This window comes from Iodobacter violaceini (genome assembly GCF_011601265.1).
GTDB classification, from domain to species: Bacteria; Pseudomonadota; Gammaproteobacteria; order Burkholderiales; family Chitinibacteraceae; genus Iodobacter; species Iodobacter violaceini.
The window spans coordinates 37,314-58,724 of record NZ_JAAOLX010000006.1; the positions used below are offsets into that span (position 1 = coordinate 37,314).

Here is a 21,411-nt window from a genome sequence, read left to right on the forward strand (position 1 = left end):
CCTGTGATCAATCTGATTTTTAGTACACATACAAAAGGACATAGCAACGTCCAGACAGACGGCAAAAAATCAGGTACGTGTAAGAATTTAAATATCGAAGCTGACTTGCATATATCGAAACTCCTGCTAGCTTGTATTGATAAAGATTAAATTTGCGACCGTCCCTGTCAGTCAAGAGGAAGGCGCTACACCCCGGGAGGTGAGTAATGCGAATACTTGCATTGGCTTTAATGCTGCCTGCTGCCGCACAAGCAGGAAGCATGAACTTCCAGCCAGCTCAATCTGCAATCGCCCACGACATCACAAATCTGCACACCTTGCTTATGTGGGTCATTCTGGTGATTTTTGTGCTGGTGTTTGGAGTGATGTTTTACTCAATATTAAAACACCGTAAATCTCTGGGCCACGCAGCCAAACCCTTCCATGAAAACACCACGGTTGAGATTCTCTGGACCATTATTCCAGCCCTTATTCTGGTTGCGATGGCCTGGCCTGCTGCGCGGGTAGTCATAGCGCAAAAAGACACACGGGATTCAGAAATCACCATTAAAGCCACGGGCTATCAATGGTTCTGGGGTTACAAATACCTGGACCATGGCGTGGATTTTAAAAGCCGCCTCACCACAGACCGTAAGCAAATTGATGAATACCAAGGCAAAGGCAGTGCGAAAGGCGAGCATTACCTTTTAGAAGTAGACGAGCCGCTGGTAGTGCCTGTAGGCAAAAAAGTACGCATCCTGACCACCAGCAACGATGTGATCCACTCCTGGGCGATGCCTGCATTTGGCGTAAAACAAGACGCTATTCCCGGCTTTATTCGCGACACATGGTTTAAAGCAGAAAACACCGGCACCTTTCGTGGCCAATGCTCGGAGCTTTGCGGCAAAGACCATGGTTTTATGCCCATCGTTGTAAAAGTCGTTACCGATAAAGAATTTCAGGATTGGGTAGGCAAGAAACAAGCCGAAGCCAAAGCCGCTGCCGACGATCCTAATAAAAAATGGACCAAAGATGAGCTGATCGCGCGTGGCCGGACGGTTTATGAAGGCAATTGCGTGGCCTGTCATAAAGCAGACGGTAAAGGTGCAGGCCCTTACCCATCGCTGGCCGGATCCAAAATCGCCACTGGCCCGATTGCAGGTCACCTGGCCATTGTATTGGCTGGCAAAAACGCAATGCCTGCCTGGAATGCGCTTTCAAACACCGAAATTGCGGCAGTCATCACTTACGAGCGCAATAGTTTTGGCAACACCGCAGGCGATGCCTTATTCCCCGCCGACGTTAAAGCCGCCAGAAAGTGAGAATAAACCCATGACTACTGCACACGACGCGCTCCATACCCCAGCCCACGATCACGCCCATGAGGAGCATCATGTTTCCTTTGTGCAGCGCTGGTTTTATGCCACCAATCACAAAGACATCGGTACGCTTTATCTGTGGTTTGCCTTCAGCATGTTTATTACCGGCGGCATTATGGCGCTGTGTATCCGTGCCGAGCTTTTTCAGCCAGGACTGCAATTCTGGCAACCGGAGTTCTTTAATCAGCTGACCACCCTACATGGCGTGATTATGGTGTTCGGCGCGATTATGCCTGCCTTTACCGGCCTTGCTAACTGGATGCTGCCGCTGATGATAGGCGCGCCGGATATGGCATTTGCCCGGATGAATAACTGGAGTTTCTGGCTGCTGCCGCCTGCTGCCGCACTATTAATGATTTCATTCTTTGTGCCTGGCGGCGCAGCAGCGGGCGGCTGGACGCTTTATCCGCCTTTGTCGATTCAGGCTGGCATGGGGATGGATCTGGCGATTTTTGCCATCCACCTTTTAGGGCTGTCATCCATTATGGGGTCAATCAATATTGTCACCACGGTGCTGAATATGCGGGCACCGGGAATGACGATGCTGAAAATGCCGCTGTTTGGCTGGACCATGCTGATTACGGCCTATCTATTAATTGCCGTGGCTCCGGTGCTGGCGGGCGCAGTCACGATGCTGCTGACCGACCGCCACTTTGATACGCATTTTTTTAAAGCGATTGGCGGCGGCGACCCGGTATTGTTCCAGCATATTTTCTGGTTTTTTGGGCATCCGGAGGTTTACATCATGGCCCTGCCCGCCTTTGGTGTGGTCAGCCAGATCATCCCCACCTTTGCCCGCAAACCGCTGTTTGGCTATGTATCCATGGTTTACGCCACCTGCTCGATCGCCATTCTGTCGTTTATGGTATGGGGCCACCATATGTTTGCAGTGGGCATGCCGGCCAGCACCCAGCTGTTTTTTATGTTCCTCACCATGCTGATTGCCGTGCCAACGGGGGTCAAAGTCTTTAACTGGATTGCCACTATGTGGCAGGGCAGTATGACTTTTGAAACCCCGATGCTATTTTCAATCGGCTTTGTTTGCCTGTTTACCATTGGTGGTTTTTCAGGGCTGATTCTGGCGATTGCCCCGGTCGATACCCAGATGCAAGACACCTATTATGTAGTGGCGCATTTCCACTATGTGCTGGTGGCCGGTGCCTTATTTACCCTGTTTGCCGCCACCTATTACTGGCTGCCTAAATGGACCGGCAATATGTATCACGAGGGACGGGGGCAGTTTCATTTCTGGTGGTCGATGATCTGGTTCAATGTGACCTTCTTCCCCATGCACTTTTTGGGCCTTGCCGGTATGCCGCGCCGTATTCCGGATTACGCCCTGCAATTCACCGACTTTAATGCCATGGCTACGGTAGGCGCATTCTGCTTTGGCCTGGGGCAGATTTTCTTCTTATTTAATGTGATTCACACCATTCGCGGTGGCGTGGGCAAAGCCCCAGCCAAACCATGGGAAGGCGCTAACACACTAGAGTGGGAAGTGCCCTCACCAGCACCACACCACACATGGGAAACCCCGCCTTCTTTAGAAATTGTCGAAAAAGGCCTGAAAGCCCAAGGCCTGCTGGAGGATCATCATGAGTAAAAATCTGCGCACCGCACTGATCACAGCCAGCATCGCCGCCGCCTTTTTTGTGGGGATTATTATCCGGCGCTGGCTGATGGACGTGTAGAGCCAAATCTGAAATCTGCGGGCACACGCAGCGCCTTCAAAGAGAGCACACCGGGACAAACCAAGCTTGCACCTGCACACGAATAAACTGGGCAGATCATCCTCTCAGGGCTTGGTTTTCTCCGCATAACTCCGTGTTTCAAGATTTGGGTTTTACATAAGTTACCCGAGTATAAAAAGGCCGCAATGCAAAGCACTCTCCAGCAAGCCAATCGCAAACTCGCTATACGGATGCTGGTAATTGCCTGCCTGATGTTTGGCTTTGGCTATGCGATGGTGCCATTTTATGGCGCGCTTTGTAAGGCAATGGGGATAGACCGGGCGAACAGCGATTTTGCCAATGTAAATGCCGCAGTGATCCGGGTGGAATTTGATACCAATGTGGCAGATCAGCTGCCTGCCACGCTGATGGCGCTTGATCCGGTGATGGCAGCTAAGCCCGGTGGCTTAATCAAGGCCAGGTTTCGTTTAAGCAATTTATCAAATCAGCCGCTCAAAGTGCGCGCCATTCCCAGCTTTGCCCCTGCCAGGGCAGCGGGCTTGCTGCAAAAACTGGAATGCTTTTGCTTTGATGCGCTGACTTTAGCGCCTAATGAGCAGCGGGATGTCACCGTAGTGTTATTGGTCGCCAATGAATTACCCGCAGAGCTTGGTGCCGCCACGCTCTCTTACACGCTGCACCCGGAATTGAAATCATGATTGCAGCACTTAAAACGGTACTGGCCGCCTTTTTTGGCGTACGCAGCCGAAAAAATGCCGAGAACGCCAAGCTGAAACCTCAGCAGATCATTGCAGCGGGTTTGTTTTTAGCACTGTGCCTGGCGCTGGGCGTATTTCTATTGGTGCGGGTATTGATTGCCAATACTTAGGGTGGGCTACGGCAAGAAACCGCCTCACCCACCCTACAATTGATGGAGCTGAAAATGAATGTAGAAAACGGAATTCACGACGCACACTACTATGTGCCAGCCCCGTCGCGCTGGCCCATCGTCGGCTCTGTCGCCTTATTCTGCATGGGGTTGGGCGCTGCTTTTGCCATGAATAGTGTGCCAGCCGGAGGCTGGATTTTGCTGCTGGGCTTTGCCATCTTAATCTGGATGATTTTTGGCTGGTTTGGTGATGTGGTTAAAGAATCACAAAGCGGCAGCTATGGTCAGCAGGTCGATTACTCATTTCGCTGGGGAATGAGCTGGTTTATTTTCTCTGAAGTGATGTTTTTTGCCGCCTTCTTTGGCGCGCTCTTTTACACCCGCACCATTTCTGTGCCTGAGCTGGGGTTTTTTTCTGATACCAATACCCTGCTTTGGTCAGGGTTTCATGAAAGCTGGCCCGCCCTGACCGGCCCCACAGCCGCACCTTATACCCCTATGGCGGCGATTGGCCTGCCCGCCATCAATACCGCACTGCTCCTTACCTCGGGTGCAACCCTCACTTGGGCGCATTGGGGATTGATGGAAAACAAGCGGGGCCAGCTCAAACTTGGCCTGCTGCTTACCGTCCTGCTTGGCAGCTTATTTTTAACGCTGCAAGCCATCGAATACCACCACGGCTGGACCGAGCTGGGCCTGAAAATGAGCTCCGGCGCTTACGGCGCCACCTTCTACATGCTCACCGGCTTTCACGGCATGCACGTACTGGTTGGCACCATCATGCTCTCTACCATGCTGGTGCGCTCCACAAAAGGCCACTTCAGCCCCGAACACCACTTCGGCTTCGAAGCTGCCGCCTGGTACTGGCACTTTGTGGACGTGGTGTGGCTGATCTTATTTGTGTTTGTTTACTGGTTATAAGAAGCAGCAAACAAGCAAACCAAAATCTTGAACCACAGAGGGCACAGAGAACACGGAGTTGCACGGAGGAAAACAAGCTCAGAGTTAAATCGTTTGGGTTTGGAATCCCCCTTGAGCATTTAAATTTATATCGCTGATCGTAGCACGGGGCTTTTACCCTCCCCTGAGACCAGCCGATCGGGGAACAAGCGGCATGGGGAAGTCGTCAATTCGTGTTTGAGCGAAGCGAGTTGAATTGACGCGCCATGCCGATTGTCCGCAGAGAGGGAACCCCGCGCAGCGGGGCGCAGACGCCGGGGCGGCCTTCTTTGGCTTCGTTTCTTGGCCGTTCAAGAAAGGAAGGCCCCTGCGGTGGCAACCGCTCCAAAATCAACGTGCCGTAGGCACTTAAAAAAGATTTTGATTAGAACAAAAAAACGGCGGGTTGCACCCGCCCTACAAGAGCCGTAAAAAAAACACTCATGCATTGGGATGTATCCACCCCATCCCATAAGCAATCAATAACAAAACAAATAAAGCAATCGACAAGCCCACCCTCAGAGTCAGAGCACGTACCACCTGCGTGGATCGCCCGCCGCGAACCAGCTGTAAGAGTGCCCGCCCGAGGGCGATGATGATAACCAGGAGCAGGATGATGGCAACAATTTTCATGGAAAACCCTCCGTCTACTCCCATCTTAGCGCAACGTCGCCGATATGCGCTCATCTGTTTGGCAATCCTTATCCTGATTACTTTTTGCATGGGCCTGTGGCAGCTCAGCCGTGCAAACAATAAACAATTGTTGATTGAACAACAGGCAAAACAAGAAGTACTCGCACCTCTGCAATGGGCCAGGGGCTCTCCCCCCTTATTTCGCCCACTCAGACTAACCGGCCAATGGCTGCCACAAGCCCAGATTCTCCTCGATCACCGGATTGAAGCCGGGCAGATCGGCTATCACGTCATCACCCCTTTTCAGCTGAGTGATCACAGCATCGTACTGGTCAACCGTGGCTGGTGGCCGGATACCCAGCCCCCCCAAGCCGGTTACAGCCCCATCGTCAGCACTCAGGCATGGCCGCGTTATATCGAGCTGGCCCAAACCCTGCCAGCAGATCACATTTTTCAGAATATCAATCCGGAGCGCTTTGCTGCATGGAGCAAGCTGCCCCAGCCCATTGCCTATGCGCTGATGCAAGAAAGTAAAAATGGTTTGATTGTGCAACACAGCCAGCCCGCTATCCCGCCAGAACGGCACCTTGCCTATACCGCCACATGGTGGGGAATGTGCTTAGCAGGCATTTTTCTTTGGAGACGTTTTAAAAGGGAGACAGAACTATGAAAGGACGCACCGTACTCATCGCTTGCTTTATGTTATCCCTGCTGCCCGTATTAGCCGCACAAGCCGTTTGGCAGTGGTGGAGACCGGTTGGCGGCAATAGCTTTGGCGAGCTGCTCGCCACCCCCATCGCAGCACCCGGCCCCTGGCGGTTAGCCGCTGCCGATGCCGCGTGCAGCGAGGTGCACAGCAAGCTGCTTTTTGCTGCCGGGCAACTGCGGCTGGCTCAGGGCGAAGCCAGCCAGCGGATTGTGCGTGCCAGCTTTTGCCCCTCTGATAACGCCGATATCGCCTACCTGCCCAGCCACGCCCCCGATAGCGGCCTCTACCTGATCGACCCCCACGGCAATGCCGTACTGCGCTATTCCAAAGAGCAACTCTCTAACGACGACGGCAGACGCAAGGCACTGAAAGAAATTGGGCAGGTTTTGAAAAATAATAAAGCGATGGGTTGAAGCCATATGCGCTAACCAAAAGCCCCTGCGCTGCGGACTATCGGGTCGGCGGCAGGCGGGATTGGCTCGCTGCCTCGCTCCCTGGCCGAAACCCCGCCCGCTTGTTCCTCGCTCCGGCGTGTTTCAAGGGGATTTGAAAACCCTATGCGAAGAGCGTAGTTATTGCGTTTTTCGCTGTTTGCTAATGAAAAAACATTTGGTTAGCCCGTATGGGGCGATACCCGCCGTGCTTTGCCAATAAATATTACGAAAATGGCGGGTTTCACCCGCCCTACAGGAGCCACTCAATGAAACCACTGCTCTGCCTTACCCTGATCTGGACTTTCTGTCTGGTGATGCTCGGTGCTTATGTGCGGCTTTCTGATGCGGGTTTGGGCTGCCCGGACTGGCCGGGCTGCTACGGGCAACTTGGCGCACCGGATGAAGCACATGAGATTGCCCGGGCCAGTGCAAACTTTGGCCGAGATATGAGTGGCGAAATAGAGCCTGCCAAAGGCTGGAAAGAAATGATCCACCGCTATTTTGCCGGCGGATTAGGGATATTAGTCTTAGCGGTTTGCTGCTTGCTCTGGCAAAAGCGTCAGCAGCTCAGCCGTATCAGTATTCTTTTGCCACTGGCCGTGATTATTTTTCAGGCTCTGCTGGGAATGTGGACAGTTACCATGAAGCTGATGCCCGTCGTCGTCACGGCGCACTTGCTGGGCGGCATGACGCTGCTGGCGATGCTAACCTGGCTGAGCGCTCGCGCCACTTTAGCGCCTCAGCTGCCCGGCCAGCTGCGTCCGCTCCTGATCATCAGCCTGATCGCCATCGTGCTGCAAATTGCCCTGGGCGGCTGGGTATCGACTAATTATGCGGCGCTGGCCTGCAATGGTTTCCCTTTATGTCAGGGCAGCCTTGCCGCGCCTGCTGGTTTAAGCGAAGCCATGCAGCCGATACGCGAACTAGGGCAGACGGCCGGAGGTGATGCGCTGACGATTCATCACTTAGCCGCCATCCACTGGCTGCACCGCCTGGGTGCAGTGCTGCTGCTGGCCTGCCTGAGTGTGCTGATCTGGCAGCTGCGCAAAGCCAGCCCCAAGTGGGCAGGGCTGATTGCTGCGGCGCTGCTGCTGCAAATCTCGCTGGGCATCAGCAATGTCTGGCTGGATTTACCACTGCCTCTGGCTGTGGCGCATAACGGCGGAGCGGCGATTTTGCTGATGCTGGTGGTTGCTGCATTAGCACAGGTTTTACCCATTCATCAGCAAGCAACAAGCAGCGTCTTTAACACCGCTTCCCCTAAACACTCAGGAGCCTGACCATGCGTACTCTCGCCCTTACCCGCTCCCATGCCCAGCTGGCTGAGCTGCTGAAACTTGGCAAGCCACGCGTCATTGCCTTGATTGTGTTCTGTGCCGTGGTGGGCATGCTGCTGGCCACGCCACAGCTGCCATCCATCACCCTGCTGCTGGCTGCCACAGCAGGAATTGGGCTGGTAGCCAGTGGCGCTGCTGCTTTTAACTGCCTGATCGAAGTAGAGCGCGATGGAAATATGCGCCGTACCCAGCAGCGCCCGCTGGTCAAAGGCTCGCTAAAACACAGTGACGCCCTGCTCTATGCCCTGATCACCACCGCAGTGGGGCTGTGGCTGCTGGCTGTTTTTGTAAATATGCTGACGATGTGGCTGACGCTGGCCACATTCTTTGGCTATGCGGTGATTTACACCCGCTTACTGAAAGCCGCCACACCGCAAAATATCGTGATTGGCGGGGCATCCGGTGCCATGCCACCGATATTGGGCTGGGCCGCCGTCACCGGCAGCGTGCCGCCCGAAGCGATGATTTTATTTTTGATTATTTACACATGGACGCCGCCGCATTTCTGGGCGCTGGCGCTCTACCGCCGCGATGAATATGCAAAGGCAGGCCTGCCGATGTTGCCCATCACCCATGGGCTGGCCTTTACCAGATTATCTATTCTGCTCTACGCCGCCATCCTGGCCGCAGTCACCGCCCTGCCTGTGGCATTAGGCATGAGCAGCTGGCTGTATGGAATCAGCGTGGCCGTGCTGAATACAGGTTTTTTATCGCGGGCATTTAAATTGTGGCAGGAAGAGGATGAAGCGAAAGGTGATGTAATTGCGCGGGAATTATTCAGATATTCGATTAAATATCTGGCGTATTTATTTGCGGCTTTATTGCAGGATCATTGGCTGATGGTGTTGGTGGCGTAAGGCACTGCCCCAGGTAATGCCCCGCTTAAACTCAATACCGCAGGAGCGGCTTCAGCCAGGCCACTCCTGCAAAAAACGTCTGACCTTAAACCGTCCAGCTCACCAGACCACTGTAAGCCGTTGCCAGTACGATCAGACCAAAGGCAATCCGGTAATAGGCAAAGCCAACAAAGGTATGAGTAGAAACAAACTTAATCAGCGCACGAATGGCAATAAAGGCAAAGATAAATGAGGCAATAAAGCCCACAGCGAATACACCACTGTCGCCAATATCTAACTCATGGCGGTGTTTAAGCAGGCTGTAAATTGAAGCCGCACCCAGCGTTGGAATCCCTAAAAAGAAAGAGAACTCGGTTGCGGCCTTGCGGGAAATGCCGAGGAACATGCCGCCAATAATGGTAGCGCCAGAGCGGCTGGTGCCGGGAATCAGGGCTAAACACTGGCAAAGCCCCACTTTTAAGGCATCTTTCAGGCTTAAATCATCCACCGTTTCAATGACCGGGGTTTTATTAACCTGGCGTTTTTCCGCCCAAAGAATAATCAAACCACCCACAATAAACGCCATCGCCACCGGCACTGGCTGGAATAAATGCGCCTTAATTGCTTTGCTGAACAGCAGGCCCAAAATAGCCGCAGGAATAAACGCAATCACAACCGCCAGCAATAAATTACGCTCGCCACCTGGCTTAACCGCGCCGGTTAAGGTGCTCACCAGCTTGGCACGGTATTCCCACACAACCGCCAGCATAGCGCCCAGCTGAATAAAAATTTCATAAACGTCGCGCTTTTCCTTGCTCATAAAATTGAGCAAATCACCCGTTAAAATCAAATGACCCGTGCTGGAAATTGGCAAAAACTCTGTAATACCCTCAACCATGCCCATAATGAGCGACTTAAACAGCAATACGATATCCATTGATAATCTGCCAATAGCCTGAAAAGAGAAGCGCATTATATCTGCGCAATCTTATTCACTGATTAAGATCTGATGTTTATTGCAAGGATTTACATTGGAGCCTGTTGGCTTATTTTTTGCAGGGCATGTAAAACCAATCGTGCTCTATGTGTGCCCGGTGTCTGCAGACCTTTTAAAACACCAAATCAAACCGGCAAATGAGCACGTAACCGGCTGGGCAGCCATGCCAGCAGAGGCTCAAAATCAGTCGCATCCATCAGGTTTTTTAGCGTGAGGCCAAGCTCGGTATCGCCCTCAATGCTTAAACGGCGCTGGAAAAACAACGTGTCCGGATCTTCCAGGCGGCGGGCCAGCACCAGGTAATCGGCAAGGCTGGCGCTGAAAGTGACATCCGCCGCACCGGTCCCCCGCTTAAAACAGCCATTCTGAAAAGAAAGCGTCAGGCCACGGCCAATATCCAGCACTTCTAAACGAATATTGCGCCCCGCCAGCCATGCAAAGTCTTCCTCCGGCCAAAGCTTGCTTTTAACCAGATTTAAACTGCTGGCCAGAGCGATAGCCACTGGGGCTTCGGGAAGTTTTAATAAAACAAACTGACGTAAGTGCTTCATACACATTCCTTTATGCCCGCTTCACCATGCCAATAACCATTCACAAGCCCCTGTGGATAAGCTGTTGAAAAGTCGTGGATAGCGTCGGGATAAGTACATTTTTCAGCATAAGCAGCGACCAGCTCTGCCGTGCCGGTGGATTGCGGACTAATGCGCAGATAATCAATGCCCATCTGCGCCATTTGTGGCAATTCGCTGTAGAGCGACTGGCAGGCGGAAGACTGAGTCTGAATACCGTTCAGGCGCAAAAACCCCTGCCCTTCACGGGTAGCAACTAACTGCCCGTCGGCATGGTCCAGGCAGCGAAACTCACAGGCATCTTTGCTCAGGCCGTAATAACGCGCGGTAAAGCAGCGGGCCGAAAACGCCAGTGGTAAATGGCCGTGCACAAAGACTTCGGTTTCGATGGCGCTGGTTTTCTCGGCCAGAATAGCGGCGATATCGGCCTTGCTGCTTTCTAAAGAAGGTACCCAGCGCATCGCGCCCTGAGCCGCAAACCAATCCAAAGCCGCGCCGTTATAAATATTAAGATGCGGCCCGGCCACAAAGCGCATGCCCAAATCCCGCGCCACTTTCACCGCGCCTAAATCATTGGCCTCGATACAGCCCCCTGCCTCGGCCAGCCTTTTTAAGCTGGAAAGATCGCTGGCGGATTCCAACAACGCCTGCGATGAAATCACCACCTCTTTACCCGCAGCACGCAGCTGCTCCGCCACTTCCAGCCAATCCGCACTACGCAACTCGTGGCGGCGCGAGCAAACCACCTCGCCCAGATAAATCACATCCACCGGCCAGCTTGCCGCCCCGGCATAAAAATCCAGCACCTGCTGCTTAGGCCAGTAATAAAGAATGGGGCCAAGAGAGAGTTTCATTGTTCTTCCTGTATAAAGCGTCGGGGCTTACCCCATATGCGCTAACTGCCTTGATTTTAAAATTCAAATGAAGCAAAAACTAAGCTATGGCTGCGCTACCTGCATAGGGCTTTACCCCCCTGAAAACGCGCCGAGCGAGGAACAAGCGGGGCGGGGTTTCGGCGAGGATGTTTGAGTGAGCCTGCAAGCGAGTCCCGCACGGGGGACTCCCGCACCAAAATACCGTGCCGAAGGCACTTAAAAACGTTTCAAAACCCCATGGACAAAACCTGCCCTCATCGCCACGGCCTGCTATAAGCCCCCAGCGTTTGCTGATGCCCTTCGGACACTTTATCCAGCGTGGCTTGCCAGGCAGGTTTAACTGAGTAACGCGGGTCGGCACAGGCATCGATCGCCATGCGTAAAGTTTTAGTCACCTCGGCCACATAAGAAGGGCTACGCTGGCGGCCTTCTACCTTGATGGCAGCCACGCCGATGCGCATCAGCTCGGGCAAAATGGATAGCGTATTCAGGCTGGTCGGCTCTTCCATGGCGTAATAGGTATCGCCATCGACTTCAAAGCGGCCCTTGCACAGCGTGGGATAACCAGCAGGCTCGCCTGCCTCAAAACGATCGATCAGTACGCCATTTAAACGCGCATCCATACGCTCGCCCTGTTTATCCCAGCGTACAAACTGTGCAGGAGAACATACGCCGTGGGTATTGGGCGACTGGCCCGTTACATAGCTGGATAAAATGCAGCGCCCTTCCGCCATCACACAGAGGCTGCCAAAACCGAAGACCTCGATTTCTACCTGAGTATTTTTAATCACATACTCAACCTGCGGCAGAGTCAGCACGCGCGGCAATACGGCCCGGCGCACGCCAAAACATTCGTGGGCTAAATTAATCGCTTCAAAATTAGTCGCCGAGCCTTGCACCGATAAATGCAGATGCAAATGGGGATGGGTGCGATGGGCATAATCCAGCAGGCCAAGATCGGCCAGAATCACTGCATCCGCGCCCAGATCGGCCGCCTTATCCACCGAAGCACGCCAGTCGGCAATTCGCCCAGGCTGAGCGTAGGTATTAATCGCGATTAATATTTCACGGTTTTTAGCATGAGCGTAGCGCACGCCCTCGCTGAGCTGCGCATCACTAAAATTGAGGCCAGCAAAATTTCTGGCATTGGTGGCATTTTTAAAACCGAGGTAAACCGCGTCGGCGCCCTGGTCAACGGCGGTTTTTAAGGCAGGCAGGCTGCCCGCCGGGCAAACAAGTTGGGGCAGGGCCATAAGCACCCCCGAAGTATAAACAGAGGCAGCTTACAGGCAGGTGACAACATGCTTTTTAAGCTAAATCAAACTAAGCCCAGAATAGCGCACAGAAAAAAGCGTGCGTCTGCAAAAATGCAGCTACGCACGCCCCAAACACCCACACACAGAGAGTCTTTTCACAAAGCCCACACGCTTTGCGACGACTTTTTAATCATAGTGCACTGCAATATATTTTGCCTTAACCGAGATCAATTTTGCTGAAATAAGCAAAAAATTCTTAGAAAACAATGAAAAACACCGTTTACTGCGTTTTGTAGGCATTTGCTTCGCACTACGCACCAAGCATAGTGCCATAATTCCCAATTGGCAGACACTGGACTAAGGTTCATGCTGCACGCTATTCCCGCCGGGGCACAATCCCGGCAACGAAAACCAACAAACAAGGATGCTCAAAATGCAAATTGCAATGATTGGCCTCGGTAAAATGGGCAGTAATATGGCACGCCGTTTGGCTGCTGGCGGAGCCACCGTATTTGGCTTTGACGTAAGCGCCGAAACACGTAACCAACTTGCCGCAGACCACGCCAATATCCGCAGTTTTGACTCCGTAGCCAGCCTGATTGCAGAATTACCAAGCCCGCGCGTGGTATGGATGATGCTGCCAGCCGGTGAAATCAGCGAAACCATGTTTGGTGAGCTGACTGCACTCCTGGCACCAGGTGATTTAATTATTGATGGCGCAAACGCCATGTATAAAGACTCACAACGCCATGCAAAAGAACTGAACGCCAAAGGCTTTAAGTTTATGGATGCGGGCGTATCTGGCGGCGTATGGGGCTTAGCTAACGGCTACACCATCATGATTGGCGGCGAAAAAGACGCATTCGCGATGGCAGAGCCATTCGTTAAAATCCTGGCTCCGGCATCGGATCGCGGCTGGATTCACGCTGGCCCGGCAGGCAGCGGCCACTACGTGAAGATGGTTCACAACGGTATTGAATACGGCATGATGCAAGCTTTTGCCGAAGGCTTTGCCCTCTTGGAAGCCAAAAAAGAGCTGAATCTTGATCTGGCTGAAGTGGCTGAAACATGGCGTCATGGCTCGGTAATCCGTTCATGGCTGCTCGACTTAACTGCCGACACACTGAAAAACGATACCAAGCTCGATGATATCAAGCCATTTGTTCCAGATTCTGGCGAAGGCCGCTGGACCGTGCTGGAAGCGGTAGAGCTGGGCGTTCCTGCACCAGTGATTGCAGCGTCGTTATTCCAGCGCTACACCACTCAGGGTAAAGGCGATTACGTCGCTAAATTGCTTTCCATGATGCGCAATGCCTTTGGCGGCCATCATGTAGCCAAGAAGTAAGTGACTTACTCAAAAAAACCCGTCTTTTTTAAGACGGGTTTTTTTTATAGATCGAGCAGCATAAAAATTTCACAAGAATGATGGCCCGTTGCCCCCATGGGCTCTGCAATTTGCCTGAAGCCCATTTTTTTATAGAGCGCCAGTGCAGCAGGAAGGCAGGCTGTCGTTTCTAAATAGCACTGCCGGTATCCCGCGTTACGCGCAAAATCACAAGCCATGATCAGCAAACGCTTCCCCAGCCCCAGGCCCCGGCAATCATCCAATAAATACATCTTTTGCAATTCACACACCGATGCATCTGCCCCTGCCAGCGGCGCAATTCCTGCCCCGCCTGATAAAGCACCCGACTCTTTTTGAATCACCCAATAAGCCGCACCAGCCTCTTGATAACAAGAGTAAAGCTGATCCAGATGCGGATCTGCCACGCCATAGCCGCGCTCTTCACTCAGGCCATGTTCGGCAGAAACCTGCCTGATCACCGCAGCAACTGCAGCATTATCCGTTTCTGCCATCAGGCGAATTTGATAGGCCTTTTGCGAACGGGCTGCGTTTAAAGCCTGCCGGTATAAATCTAAGCCCGCCTGCAGGCGCTGCTGCTCAGCCGAATCCAGCTGCTGTAAAACACATTCAATTTCTTCATCGTATTCAGCATGCACAGCACGTAAAACGTCCCGCCCGGCCAGGGACAAAACAGCCTGCTTGCTGCGCTTATCGCTGGCATGAGCCTGCCATTGAATCAGCCCCTCTTCCGCTAATTTTTGCAGTGTGCGGCTGATATTGGATTTATCGATACGCAAACGCTCAGCCAACTGTAAATTGGTCTGCATGGCCTGCTCCAGCTCGATCAGAATATGCGCCTCAACCGGGCTGAGATCGACCTTGCCGCATTTTTTGGAAAACACGCCCAGCTCGCGGACAATATCCCGTGATACGGCTCTTAATGATCTGGCATTCATAGTGGCTCAAATATAGTTGCGATTTACAACTATATTTCATTCTTTCAAAAAACACCACAAGCAGCTGATATTTTGCATCTCGCTTACCCCAATATATTTAAACAGCATAGCCACGTAAATTCATCACTCATCTCTCAATCAATAAGACCTCCGCCCAATGCCTAATCCAATTCGCACCGCCATTGCTGCGCTATTTATTGCAGGCTCGGCATTCAGCCATGCCAATAATCTGGTTTTAGAAGCCGGTGCGATGGACAGATCGGCCGATCCTTGCAGCAATTTTTATCAATATGCCAATGGCAACTGGCTGGCGAATCATCCTGTGCCTGCGGATCGTGCCCGCTATGGGGCTTATGATGAAGTTTTTGAGCGCAATCTCACGGCGCTTAAAAATATTATTGAAACTGCAGCTAAATCAAACAGTGCCAATCCTTCCGTACAAAAAGTGGGCGCATTTTATTTAAGCGGGATGGATGAGGCGCGTTTAGAGGCAGAAGGCGCTAAACCACTGGCAGAGCAATTAGCCCGGATCAGCGCAATTAAAACGCAGGCAGACCTTATTCAGGTATTAGCACAGCTGCATAAAGAAGGCATTAATCCGCTGTTTGATTTTAATGTAAGCCAGGATGCAAAAAATTCACTGCGCTATATTATGGATTTATCTCAGGGCGGCTTAGGTTTGCCCGATAGAGATTACTATTTAAAAACCGACAGCAAGCACCAAAAACTACGCCGGCAATATAAGGCACATTTGGTGCAAATATTTGGCCTGCTAGGCGATAGCCCGCAGGCTGCAGAAAAAAATGCCATTCGTGTGATTCGTTTAGAAACAGGCCTTGCCCGTGCATCAATGACAAAAGTTGAGCAACGTAATCCTGAAGCCACTTACCATTTGCTTAATTTAAATGGCCTGCAAAAAATCAGCCCGCACTTTGCATGGCAAGCTTATTTTGAAGCGATTGGTGTCAGCAAGCCCTCTGATATCAATGTTTCACAGCCAAAATTTTTTAGCCATATCAGTCAGGCAATGGGCTCAGTACCATCAGATGATTTAAAAACCTATTTGCGCTGGCACTTGGCGCATGCGCAGGCCAAATATCTTTCTTCTGATTTTGTAAACGCCGATTTTGCTTTTTACAGCCAGACACTGACTGGCGCAAAAGAATTAAGGCCTCGCTGGAAGCGGGTATTAAAAAGCCTGGACCAAAATCTGGGCGAAGCACTGGGTGAGCTCTATGTTGCAGAATACTTTAGCCCCGCAGCCAAAACCGAAGCGCTGGAAATGTTGGCAAACATTAAGCTGGCCATGGCAGAGCGAATTAAAAATTCAGATTGGATGAGTGCAGTAACTAAAGAGCAGGCATTAAAAAAACTGGATAAGGTTGTGGTCAAAATTGGCTACCCGGATATCTGGCGCGATTACAGCAGCCTGCAAATTACCAAAGAATCGTATGCGGCTAATATCCGCCGTGGCCATGAGTTTGAATTTAAACGGCAGCTGGCTAAACTGGGCAAAGAAATTGACAGAAATGAATGGGGAATGACGCCTTCTACAGTGAATGCCTATTACAACCCAGGCATGAATGAAATGGTTTTCCCTGCAGGTATATTGCAAGCGCCGCTATTTCACGTTAATGCCGACAGCGCCAGTAATTATGGCAATACCGGCGCCACTATCGGCCACGAACTCATTCATGCTTTTGACGATGAAGGCAGCCAGTTTGATGGTGATGGCAACTTAAAAAGCTGGTGGACTAAGGAAGACAGAAAGAACTTTACCCGGCGAGTTACACGAATAGAAAAACAATTTGATGAATTTAATCCGCTTGATAAGCTGCATATCAATGGCAAGCTCACTGCGGGTGAAAATATTGCCGATCTGGGCGGATTAACAATTGCCTTTCAGGCCTTAAAGAAATCTTTGGTCAGCAAGCCACAGGCAGAGAAAATAGATGGCCTTAGCCAGGAGCAACGCTTCTTTATTGCCAATGCACAAAGCTTCAGAAGTAATACCCGGCCTGAAGAATTACGCCTGCAAATACTCACCGACCCGCACGCGCCAGAAAAATACCGGGTGATTGCGCCAATTGCCAATATGCCAGCATTTGCAGCGGCTTTTTCATGCGATAAATCAGCATTAAGAAGTGAAGATAAGCGGGTAAATATTTGGTAGATTAAGATTAATTTCAGGATGGGCATAAAATGTGCCCATCCTGAGAAGATCCTCTAAGCTTTTAAGTTTTGCGCTACAAATCCATTCAGGCTGTTTAATTCACTTTTATTTAAAGATGGCAATTGCGCAATAATATGTGCCAGTACAGAGTGATCATTCAGGCCAAATTCTGAAGATTGAATCAGCACCGTGCCCTGCCCACTGAAATCAATCTGCTTTTCTTCTCCTGATAAAGTAATGCTTGTCATGGCACCTACCGCCGACAACACATTAGTTACATGCTCGTAATCATAGCGATATGAAGGGCTGGGGCAATCTGCCCAGCCTAAAATGGCCTGCTCATCCACGCGGCATGGCAAATCTAAAAAATGTACCGGGCCATTGCTTGAGGCAATTAATTTACCATTGCCCATTAAGGTCAGAAAACCCGGCATGGTGGATTCCTGGCAAATAATATTTTTGCTGAAGCCCAGCAAATGGCTGGCTTTAATGGTCATATTGGCGTCTTCAAGATCATAGCAAGCGATATCATTGCCATTATCTCCAAGAATCAATTGCCCCTGTCCTTTGGCAACAACAAAATGATTAATATAAAGCGGGGAATTAAATGATTGCTTAACCAGGATATCCAGCAGGCTTGAGCCCAGCGCATTAAATTGCAGCTGTCCATAAAATGCAATCATTTTACCCTTACGGATAAATATCTCATCAGCCACATCCACCACAAAGGCAAAGCGGTTCAGATTATCGTTTTTGGGTAAATTACCGGGATTATAAATAGTCATTATCTTTCACTCGCCTGAATATAAACCGTGCCCTGCCCCATAAACTTCACCTGATAGGATTCGCCCGAAGCCTGTCCGACAAAAGTTTTCCAATTTAAATCGGTCACAATGGCAGAAGTCAGATTTCCTTTGTGGCCGATATAGGCATTAGGATCAACAAACACCGGCTGCTCGGCTGTCACTGGCAGGGCAATCGCATTACCATCCGATAAAATCGCCATTTCACCCGTGCCTTGCAAGGTGGTGGTAAACAAACCCTGCCCGCTCACCGCGCCACGCACCATGCTCTGCACGCCGCCCTGATTACCCAAAAACATAGTGCCCACAGTAAGCCGTGCATCGTAGGCGAGCAGTATTTCGCTCTCTACATACACCATCTCATTATTGAGCTGAATAATGCTGACAAATAATCCATTGTGCCCGTAATAAACTTTTCCCGATCCTTTTGCCACCATCACGGCATTGCTTTCACTCGTTACCGTGCGCATCGCCAGGTCTTGCACTCCGCCACCGGCCAGAAAAGAGCGGGCGAAATTCAGCTTGCCCTGATAAGCAATCATTGAGCCTTTTTTGGCAAAAACTTCTTCATTATTCAGGGTGATTTCAATCAGTTTTTCATTGATTTGCGTGTAAGAAGGCATGGCTTAATCCTTAAATGGCAGGCTAGTTTTAACGCTCAGCAGGCTGGATATACACCACGCCCTGGCCGGTAAACTTAAATTGATAAGATTCACCCGATGCCTCGCCCACCATCGTCCGCCAGTTCACATCAAACACAAACTCTTGAGAGATATTGCCCTTGTAACCAATAAAGGCATCCGGATCTACAAACAAGGGGTAATTGGGCCCTACTTCCAGCGTAATCAGATTGCCACGCGAAATCACTGCGATATTGCCGCTGCCTTCTACCGTGGTGGTAAATAAGCCCTGGCCCGATGCTGCCCCGCGCAGGCCAGCAAATGTGGTATTGGTTTTAAGGCCCATGTCGTAAGCCAGCAGGCTGCTGCTTTCAATAAAGAGCTTTTCATTTGCCAAAGGAATCACGGCAATTTCGGCCGCATTGTGGGCAAAAAACACTTTGCCCGTGCCACTGGTTTGCATCAGCGACATGCCTTCGTTGCTCACCTTGCGCTTAAGTGCACCAAACAAACCTTCACCGCCCAGAATGGCTTTTTCAAACTTAACCGAGCCGGTGTAAGCCACCATTGCACCGGCAATCGCCAGTACTTTTTCATTCTGCAAATCCACCTCTAGCAGGCGATCCGAATTGATTCTGAAACTACTCACAACGCCTCTCCTCATGATGCATGATGACTGGCAGATGGATACCAGCGGCTATTTATCTGACATAATACTGGATAAAATCAGTGTATTTAGCAAGGATAATGCGGGCAGATAAACAGAATATATTTTGTGTTTCTTACATAAACACCCATGCATAACCAGGCTTACAGTGTTCTCTAATTATTTGAGGCAAAAAAAAACCTGCCTTAGCAGGTTTCAGTACAATCATCATTAATTTAAACCGAACTCCACTTCGTTCAGCCCCAGCTCATGGCAAATAGCAATCACCATTTTCTTTTCGCTTGCATCAAAATCACCATCGGCAATACCAATAGCACAGCAAACACGAACCATTAATTTTCCTGCATCTGTATTGCTTTTAATTTTAGCGATTGTTTTAAGCGCTTCTGCCTTGCCAATTTCATAATCAAAATCAAATTTCAGCGCTACTTTATTAAATGAATCGATCACATCAGCCTGATCAAATGCTTTTAATTCATCTGAATTATTAATATAGCCAAGCATTTTTCGTTTCTCATCTGCGCTAATCGTACCGTCACTACTTGCAACTAAAGCACAGCCCGCAATAACTGCATTTAAAAAATCTTTATTTTTAAATTTAGTTACTTCATTCGCCAGCATCGTGCTTGCATCCTGACCCATCTTTTTGATCGAATCTAATAAAGCCATGGTCTGTCTCCTGCTGTGTTTAAGTAAACGATGAGGATCTAAAATTGATGATACTCATGTTTAGGTCTGCGGCAGAAGAAATAGTTCATTTATCCCCAATAATGGTACAAATGATTGGGGGATAAATATTTATCCTGGATTTTTAATCAATTAAATACAGTTGCAGTGCAACAAATACATTGGCATTCTATTTATTGATTTTCTTGTTCTGCGCGCGCAGCCGCAGCGCGTAATTTATCTTTTTTACTCATGCGCACGCCTTTTACCCCACCTGTATTTACTACCGCAGGCAGGCTGGTCAGCCTGGCTTCAAAACCAGCCAGCACTTCGCGGTTCAGGCGGATATTCAGGCGATTTTCAATCAGACGAAAATGCGCTTCAGTAGCTGCACTGATCAGGCTGATTGCCGTGCCACTCGCGCCATTACGGCCGGTGCGGCCAATGCGGTGGGTGTAATCCACCGGCGAGCGTGGTAAATCGTAGTTCACCACAAACGGCAGGCCATCGATATCGATACCACGCCCAGCCAGATCGGTCGCCACCACCACTTGCAGGCGGCCCGATTTAAATTCGGCCAGCACCTGATTACGCCGACCCTGGCTAAATTCACCATGAAAAGGCGCAGCATTAATCCCTTTGGCGTACAGCGCATTGGCCAGCTGCTCGCTGGCCTGCTTGCTGGCCACAAACGCCAGTACCCGCTGGTCTTCATTACTTTGAATCAAATGCGCCAGCACATCCGTACGGCGCCCGGCATCCACAAAAATCGCCCGCTGCAGGATATCCGGCTGCGTGGTTTCGGTAGCGGCAATCATCACCCGCGTTGGATTATTTAAGATGCCCGTCGCCAGCGCGTTCACATCGTCTGGAAATGTCGCAGAGAAAAACAGGCTTTGGCGCTTAGCCGGCAGCAGCGCCAGGATGCGGTTAATTTCGGCAGCAAAGCCCATATCCAGCAAGCGATCGGCTTCGTCCAGCACCAAGGTATTAAAAAACTCCGGCCGGACCGCGTTCTTATCGATTAAATCCAGCAAACGGCCAGGTGTTGCCACCAGCACATCAGCACCACCGCGCAGCTGCATCATCTGCGGGTTAATCGCCACGCCACCAAATACCGTCGCCAGCCTGATGGGCTTCGTCATATTGTTCTTGCCCAAAGCCGCCAGCAAGCCCTTGATCTCTTCCCCAACCTGCACTGCCAGCTCACGCGTTGGCACCAAAATCAGCGCCTTGCTGCTGCCCTTCGTCATCAGATGCAGCAGTGGCAAAACATAGGCAGCCGTTTTACCCGACCCCGTCTGCGCCTGAGCCAGAACATCCCCTCCCCAAAGCACAGCAGGGATCACCTCCGCCTGTACAGGCGTCGGGGAAAGATAGGATTTTTTGCTGGCAGCAAGTGAAACGGCGGGTGACAGACCCAGAGCGGAAAAGGACATAGCGGGCCTTAGATAATATTTCTGACGGGAGCGAAGTATAAGCGAGAAGGAGGGTGCTGTCCCTGAGGATAGAACAAGATGCATAGCTGGATGGGCATGTTGGCCAAACGGCCATGCACATGCCGCTTTCAAGCAGGGCACTTTGCTGCTCATCAGCCCGAATGACGCTGGATATTCATAGCAGTAGCCACCAGCCTCAGCTAAAACTTAAAGAACGAACAAGACCGGAGCTTTCAGGGT

Annotated in this window: 22 protein-coding genes and 1 pseudogene; 12 read left to right on the forward strand and 11 right to left on the reverse strand. The window is 50.9% G+C overall.

The window, feature by feature from the left end:
• The first annotated feature begins 206 nt into the window (after positions 1 to 206).
• The 6 genes from coxB to HA050_RS12405 all read left to right on the forward strand — a co-directional run bounded on the left by coxB (position 207) and on the right by HA050_RS12405 (position 4,838).
• Positions 207 to 1,301, forward strand: coding sequence for a cytochrome c oxidase subunit II (gene coxB / locus HA050_RS12385; RefSeq protein ID WP_205836424.1), 1,095 nt, complete (start codon positions 207 to 209; stop codon positions 1,299 to 1,301).
• Positions 1,302 to 1,311: 10 nt separating this feature from the next.
• Entirely contained in the window at positions 1,312 to 2,961 is a 1,650-nt protein-coding gene (gene ctaD / locus HA050_RS12390; RefSeq protein ID WP_166826524.1) for a cytochrome c oxidase subunit I, read from the forward strand.
• A complete protein-coding gene (locus HA050_RS22125; RefSeq protein WP_218586923.1) occupies positions 2,954 to 3,049 on the forward strand; it encodes a cytochrome oxidase small assembly protein in 96 nt (31 codons plus the stop codon). Before ctaD ends, HA050_RS22125 begins: the two co-directional genes overlap by 8 nt.
• Before the next feature lie 185 nt (positions 3,050 to 3,234).
• Complete coding sequence (locus HA050_RS12395) at positions 3,235 to 3,747, forward strand: cytochrome c oxidase assembly protein (protein WP_166826527.1); 513 nt, start codon at positions 3,235 to 3,237, stop codon at positions 3,745 to 3,747.
• Positions 3,744 to 3,917, forward strand: a complete 174-nt coding sequence (locus tag HA050_RS12400; RefSeq protein ID WP_166826529.1) for a DUF2970 domain-containing protein — start codon at positions 3,744 to 3,746, stop codon at positions 3,915 to 3,917. Before HA050_RS12395 ends, HA050_RS12400 begins: the two co-directional genes overlap by 4 nt.
• 54 nt (positions 3,918 to 3,971) lie before the next feature.
• Positions 3,972 to 4,838, forward strand: a complete 867-nt coding sequence (locus HA050_RS12405) for a cytochrome c oxidase subunit 3 (RefSeq protein ID WP_166826532.1) — start codon at positions 3,972 to 3,974, stop codon at positions 4,836 to 4,838.
• 459 nt (positions 4,839 to 5,297) lie between these two features.
• Here the strand turns inward: HA050_RS12405 and HA050_RS12410 are convergent, their stop codons facing one another.
• The gene (locus HA050_RS12410; RefSeq protein WP_099398448.1) at positions 5,298 to 5,489 is read right to left on the reverse strand and encodes a twin transmembrane helix small protein; all 192 of its coding nucleotides are present in this window, start codon (positions 5,487 to 5,489) and stop codon (positions 5,298 to 5,300) included.
• Positions 5,490 to 5,547: 58 nt separating this feature from the next.
• Between HA050_RS12410 and HA050_RS12415 the strand changes: the two genes are divergently transcribed.
• The 4 genes from HA050_RS12415 (at position 5,548) to cyoE (ending at position 8,826) form a co-directional block, all read left to right on the forward strand.
• Positions 5,548 to 6,159 carry an SURF1 family protein gene (locus tag HA050_RS12415; protein WP_166826535.1) on the forward strand — a complete coding sequence of 204 codons (612 nt, stop codon included), beginning with the start codon at positions 5,548 to 5,550 and terminating at the stop codon, positions 6,157 to 6,159.
• Positions 6,156 to 6,611: a hypothetical protein gene (locus HA050_RS12420; protein ID WP_166826538.1), complete on the forward strand. Its 456-nt coding sequence runs from the start codon at positions 6,156 to 6,158 to the stop codon at positions 6,609 to 6,611. Before HA050_RS12415 ends, HA050_RS12420 begins: the two co-directional genes overlap by 4 nt.
• Before the next feature lie 287 nt (positions 6,612 to 6,898).
• The gene (locus HA050_RS12425; RefSeq protein ID WP_240929061.1) at positions 6,899 to 7,912 is read left to right on the forward strand and encodes a COX15/CtaA family protein; all 1,014 of its coding nucleotides are present in this window, start codon (positions 6,899 to 6,901) and stop codon (positions 7,910 to 7,912) included.
• Positions 7,913 to 7,914: 2 nt separating this feature from the next.
• On the forward strand, positions 7,915 to 8,826 hold the full coding sequence (cyoE, locus tag HA050_RS12430; RefSeq protein WP_166826544.1) for a heme o synthase: 912 nt from the start codon (positions 7,915 to 7,917) through the stop codon (positions 8,824 to 8,826).
• A gap of 85 nt (positions 8,827 to 8,911) precedes the next feature.
• On the opposite strand, the gene HA050_RS12435 is transcribed toward cyoE, so the two are convergent.
• The 4 genes from HA050_RS12435 to ubiU form a co-directional block, all read right to left on the reverse strand.
• Entirely contained in the window at positions 8,912 to 9,742 is an 831-nt protein-coding gene (locus tag HA050_RS12435; RefSeq protein WP_099398449.1) for an undecaprenyl-diphosphate phosphatase, read from the reverse strand.
• Between the two features lie 185 nt (positions 9,743 to 9,927).
• Positions 9,928 to 10,353 (reverse strand): ubiquinone anaerobic biosynthesis accessory factor UbiT, encoded by a 426-nt coding sequence (ubiT, locus tag HA050_RS12440; RefSeq protein ID WP_166826546.1) that lies wholly within the window; start codon positions 10,351 to 10,353, stop codon positions 9,928 to 9,930.
• Positions 10,350 to 11,225 carry a U32 family peptidase gene (locus tag HA050_RS12445; protein ID WP_166826549.1) on the reverse strand — a complete coding sequence of 292 codons (876 nt, stop codon included), beginning with the start codon at positions 11,223 to 11,225 and terminating at the stop codon, positions 10,350 to 10,352. Before HA050_RS12445 ends, ubiT begins: the two co-directional genes overlap by 4 nt.
• 275 nt (positions 11,226 to 11,500) lie before the next feature.
• A complete protein-coding gene (gene ubiU, locus HA050_RS12450) occupies positions 11,501 to 12,499 on the reverse strand; it encodes a ubiquinone anaerobic biosynthesis protein UbiU (protein ID WP_166826551.1) in 999 nt (332 codons plus the stop codon).
• Positions 12,500 to 12,923: 424 nt separating this feature from the next.
• Here ubiU and gnd point away from each other — a divergent pair.
• Positions 12,924 to 13,847 (forward strand): annotated as a pseudogene (gene gnd / locus HA050_RS12455) (phosphogluconate dehydrogenase (NAD(+)-dependent, decarboxylating)); the annotation flags it as partial.
• A gap of 44 nt (positions 13,848 to 13,891) precedes the next feature.
• On the opposite strand, the gene HA050_RS12460 reads toward gnd, so the two are convergent.
• A complete protein-coding gene (locus tag HA050_RS12460) occupies positions 13,892 to 14,803 on the reverse strand; it encodes a bifunctional helix-turn-helix transcriptional regulator/GNAT family N-acetyltransferase (protein WP_166826557.1) in 912 nt (303 codons plus the stop codon).
• Positions 14,804 to 14,960: 157 nt separating this feature from the next.
• On the opposite strand from HA050_RS12460, the gene HA050_RS12465 reads away from it, so the two are divergent.
• Positions 14,961 to 16,976, forward strand: a complete 2,016-nt coding sequence (locus HA050_RS12465) for a M13 family metallopeptidase (protein ID WP_166826560.1) — start codon at positions 14,961 to 14,963, stop codon at positions 16,974 to 16,976.
• A 53-nt stretch (positions 16,977 to 17,029) separates the two neighbouring features.
• Here the strand turns inward: HA050_RS12465 and HA050_RS12470 are convergent, their stop codons facing one another.
• From HA050_RS12470 to HA050_RS12490, 5 genes are all read right to left on the reverse strand, one after another.
• Positions 17,030 to 17,761 carry an AIM24 family protein gene (locus HA050_RS12470; RefSeq protein WP_166826563.1) on the reverse strand — a complete coding sequence of 244 codons (732 nt, stop codon included), beginning with the start codon at positions 17,759 to 17,761 and terminating at the stop codon, positions 17,030 to 17,032.
• Positions 17,761 to 18,402 carry an AIM24 family protein gene (locus tag HA050_RS12475; RefSeq protein WP_166826566.1) on the reverse strand — a complete coding sequence of 214 codons (642 nt, stop codon included), beginning with the start codon at positions 18,400 to 18,402 and terminating at the stop codon, positions 17,761 to 17,763. The genes HA050_RS12470 and HA050_RS12475 overlap by 1 nt, the downstream gene beginning before the upstream one ends.
• Before the next feature lie 28 nt (positions 18,403 to 18,430).
• Entirely contained in the window at positions 18,431 to 19,048 is a 618-nt protein-coding gene (locus HA050_RS12480) for an AIM24 family protein (RefSeq protein ID WP_308418899.1), read from the reverse strand.
• A 228-nt stretch (positions 19,049 to 19,276) separates the two neighbouring features.
• Positions 19,277 to 19,735, reverse strand: coding sequence for a tellurite resistance TerB family protein (locus HA050_RS12485; RefSeq protein ID WP_166826572.1), 459 nt, complete (start codon positions 19,733 to 19,735; stop codon positions 19,277 to 19,279).
• 191 nt (positions 19,736 to 19,926) lie between these two features.
• Entirely contained in the window at positions 19,927 to 21,171 is a 1,245-nt protein-coding gene (locus HA050_RS12490; RefSeq protein ID WP_166826575.1) for a DEAD/DEAH box helicase, read from the reverse strand.
• Positions 21,172 to 21,411 lie beyond the last annotated feature (240 nt).